The following is a 4,330-nucleotide window of genomic DNA, read 5'->3' as shown; positions in this document are numbered from 1 at the left end:
GAATCAGAAAACTACACAACGTACCAACTGCAATGAATACCAGGAAACCAACCAACGTCCCGGGACCGAGCTTGGTCAACGGCCAACTGAAGAGCACCATGACCACCAACGCGCAGAGAAACGTAGCCCACACGCCAGGCCCAAAACCTCCATACGCGGTAGCCAGTATGACCACAGGCCAAAAGAGCAGGTATTCGTAATCATGGCCAAGGACCTCCCAAAATAAGACCCGAATCAGTGATACCACGGCCACGGCCAAAACGGGGATGGCGTAGCGCATCACGGCCTTGGGAATGCTCCCATTAATGACGCTTTTCTTGCCGACCGTGGACAGGACGCTCTTCACGTTCATGGTGCCCTCCCGTTTGGGCCGATTGTAAAGTAAAACGTCGCCCCCTTGCCCACCGCCCCTTCCGCCCAAACCTCCCCGCCATGGCGGCGGATAACTCGCTGCACCGTCGCCAAGCCGATGCCCGTGCCCGGAAACTCGGCCTCGGTGTGCAACCGCTGGAAAGCGCCGAACAGGCGGTCCACATTGGCCATGTCAAAGCCGGCGCCGTTGTCGCGGACGAAAAACACACACTTGCCGTCCGTTTCTGACACACCCAGTTCGATCCGCGCATCTTCAGTCTTGCTCGTGAACTTCCAGGCATTGCCGATGAGGTTCGTGAGCACGACCTCCAGAAGTCGGCCATCGCCGTTGGCCATCAAACCGGACTTCAGCCGGATGTCGACGTGCCGGGCCGGGTCGGCCGCCCGCAACTCCGCGACGACATGGGCGGCGATCACGCTCAAATCGACTTCCTCGCTCTTCTTGGCCGAGCGATTTAGCCGCGAGAGTTGCAAGATGTCCTCGATCAATCGATTCATGCGCTGGACGGCGGCTCGCACCCGCCGCAAATAGTCCTGGCCGTCAGCGTCGAGCTTGTCGTTGTAGTCTTCCAGCAGGGCCTGGCTAAAACCGTCGATGCCGCGCAAAGGAGCCCGCAGGTCGTGCGAGACGCTGTAGGCAAACGATTCGAGTTCCTTGTTGGCGGCTTCCAGCTGCGCGGTGCGATCGAGTACCTTTTGCTCCAACTCGGCGTTGAGTCTACGGATTTCCTCGTTGGCTTGTTTTTGTTCTGAGATGTCGTCGTAGATGCCCAGCATGCCGATCACTTTTCCCTCCCCATCGTGCAAGGGAACCTTGGAGGTGCGCAGCCAGATCGTGTCCCCCGCCGGCGATGTCTGCGGCTCCTCGTAACCGATTATCGGCTGGTCGAGATCCATCACCCGTTGGTCGTCGGCGCGATAGCGCTCTGCCTGCTCGCTCCAGCCGAAGTGGAAATCGTCCTTGCCAAGCAAGTCCTCGGGATGCGCCACGCCGGCGTCGTGCGCGAACAGGCTGTTGCAGCCGAGGTAACGCAAATTGCGATCTTTCCAGAACACCCGGATTGGCGCATGTTCCAGGACCGAACTGAGCAGGTCGCGCGAAGCCCGCAGCGCTTCCCTCGCCCGCTTGCGCTCGGTGATGTCGCGACACGCGATGAGACCGCCGCAAACCTTCCCGTCGTCGTCCAGCAACCGAGTCCCTATCGCTTCGAGCCAGATGTATTCGCCGTTGGCTTTCCGGAATCGATATTCGCCATAGGCGGGGGTGCCGGTTTCCATCGCGGTCTTGAACGCGAGGAAGGTTCTTTCAAGGTCTTCGGGGTGCATGAGCGGGAAAAACGACTTGCCGATCAGGTCTTCGGATCGATAACCGAGGACCGAAAGCGTGGACGGCGTGACATACTCATAAGCGCCCTCGGGATCAACTTGCACCACCAGATCGAGCATGTTCGTCGTGATGCGGCGGAAGCGTTCCTCGCTGAGTCGCAGTTCCTCCTCGGCCTTTTTCCGGTCGGTAATGTCCGTGTGCGAGCCGGTGAGTCGGATCGCCTTGCCCTTTTCATCCCAAATGGCTTTGGCACGTGCCAGAATCCAGCGATACGATCCGTCCTTGCACCGCAGGCGAAATTCCGGCTGGTAGGTGGGACTTCGTTTTTTGAGGTAGGCGCGCAGTTGCGCCATGGTACCGGCCAGATCGTCGGGGTGCACGCGTTGCTGCCACTCGACAAAGCGATCTTTCATCTCGTGGTCGGCATAACCGATCATGGCCTTGTACCGCGGCGAGAAGTAGACCTTTCTCGTGGCGAAGTTCCAGTCCCAGATGCCATCATTGGCCCCTTCGACGGCAAGCGCGAAACGCTCCTCGCTTTGTTGGAGCTTCTGCTCAGTTTGTTTGCCTGCGGTAATATCCTGGACCTGCGCCAGAATTTGCAACGGTCGGCCTTCCGCGTCGCGGACCAGGGACGCGGTCTTCAGGACCCACAACGTTCGTCCCGAATTGTCGATATTGCGTTTCTCGATCTGGTAGGATGAGATCTTGCCTGCGAGGAGTTCGTCCCGATTCGCGAGGTCGCCACTCACGTCATCCGGGTGAGTAATTGCCTGGGACGAGGTGTGCAGTAATTCTTCTTCCGTGTATCCCAGCATCGCGCAGCAAGCGGGATTGACCTGCAAGAAGCGACCATCCAAATCCATCACGCCCATGGCGATGCCCGCGAAGTCGAAGGAATTGCGAAAGCGTTCCTCGCTGAGCCGGAGCGATGCCTCTGCCTGCTTCCGCGCGCTGATATCGCGCACGACACCGACCGCGCACCACTGGTCGTTCAGGCGTACCGATGCCAACGACACCTCGACGGGGAATTCGTGGCCGTCGCGGTGTAGTGCCGACGCTTCCACGGTCTTGCCGATCAACGGTCCCTGGCCAGTTCGCTTGAATTCCGCCAGGCCCCGATCAAAATCAGGCTTGTAGCGCTTCGGGGTCGAGAGTCCATGCAGGTTCTTGCCCATGATTTCGGAGGCTGAATAGCCCAGGGTTCTTTCCGCGGCCGGGTTCCAGAACATGACGTTGCCTTCGCTGTCGATCATGATGATCGCATCGAGCGCCGCCGTACTTATGGCCTTCAGCTTGGCCTCGCTGGCGCGCAGGGATGTCTCAGCCTGCTTGCGCTCGGTGATCACGTCGAACACGGCCACGAAATGATCCGACTCGGGGCAGTAAGCACCGATTTCGAACCACATCTTCAGCGCGCGCAGATAAATCTCGAAATGCTCCGGGTTGCCTGTTTGCGCCACACGACCGAGAATCTCAAACAACTCCGGATCGAGCGTGCGGATTCCCGGAATGACCTCCGACACGCGTTTGCCTTTTACGCCCTTCAAACCCGTCAGTTTTTCGAAGGCAGCATTCACATCGAGATAAGTGTAATCCCAAGCGCAGCCGTCCTCGAACTCCATCCGGCAGTTTGCGACGCCGTTTAGCATGTTGTCGAACAGGAAGCTGAAGTGTTGCTCGCTTTTGCGCAGTGCATCCTCGCCCCGCCGTCGCTCGGTGATGTCTTGCTTGATGGCGATGAAGTGCGTGATCTCAGAGCCACTTGCGAACACTGGGGTGATGGTCAATTCCTCCGCGTACAGGCTGCCGTCCTTGCGGCGGTTGACAAGTTCGCCGCGCCAGACTTTTCCCGCCAGGATGGTGTTCCACAGGTTCTCGTAGAGCGCCCGCTCCTGTTTGCCCGATTTCAGAAGGCGCGGATTCTTCCCAAGGACTTCTTCGAGCGTGTAGCCGGTCATGCGCGTGAAAGCGGGATTGACCCAGGCGATGTCGCCCTGCCGATCGGTGATGACGATGCTGTTGGCGGCCGCCTCCAGGGCGGCGCTTTGAAGCAGCAACTGTTTTTCGGCCTGTTTGCGCTCCGTGATGTCGCGGCTGGCGAGAATGGTGCCGCACACCTTGCCATCGTCGTCGACAAGGACGTTTCCGATGACTTCCAGCCAGAGATAATGCCCGTCCACATGTCGAAAACGGAACTCGCCGCCTCCTCTGCTTCTCGTTGCCAGGGCGTTCTGGAACATGACGATGGCCCGCTCGCGATCATCCGGGTGGAGATACCCGAAGGTCGATTTGCCGATGAACTCTTCCATCGGATACCCAAAGGCCTGTTGATTCGACGGAGTCGCGTACTGCACGATCCCCGCGGCATCCGTCTGGCTGACCATGTCGAGCATGTTGGTGGTGATGAGGCGAAAACGCTCCTCGCTGGCCCGCAGCGACGTCTCCGCTTCCTTCCGCTCGGTGATGTCCCGCACCACGGAAACGATGTAATCGCGGTCCAGGTGAGCGAAGTTGACATTGACCTCGACTGGAAAAGTCGAGCCATCCTTGCGGACATGCCGGCCTTCGACGGTGAAGCCATTGGGATTTCTCCTGATCTCGGAGTCCCTCGGCGGTGGCCATTGCGTG

The 4,330-nt window shown here is 59.2% G+C and carries 2 protein-coding genes; both read right to left on the bottom strand.

Annotated features, from left to right (window positions below; all coding sequences use genetic code 11):
- Positions 1–352 (bottom strand): DUF4118 domain-containing protein (locus tag AB7F49_RS38600; RefSeq protein ID WP_428533079.1); only part of this gene is annotated, 352 nt, incomplete at its 3' end.
- The gene (locus tag AB7F49_RS38595; protein WP_428533082.1) at positions 349–4,299 is read right to left on the bottom strand and encodes a PAS domain S-box protein; all 3,951 of its coding nucleotides are present in this window, start codon (positions 4,297–4,299) and stop codon (positions 349–351) included. The genes AB7F49_RS38595 and AB7F49_RS38600, both read right to left, overlap by 4 nt.
- Positions 4,300–4,330 lie beyond the last annotated feature (31 nt).

It is taken from the genome of Pseudorhodoplanes sp., assembly GCF_050250235.1.
Taxonomy (GTDB): Bacteria; Pseudomonadota; Alphaproteobacteria; order Rhizobiales; family Xanthobacteraceae; genus Pseudorhodoplanes.
This window is presented reverse-complemented; position numbering and strand designations above follow the sequence as displayed.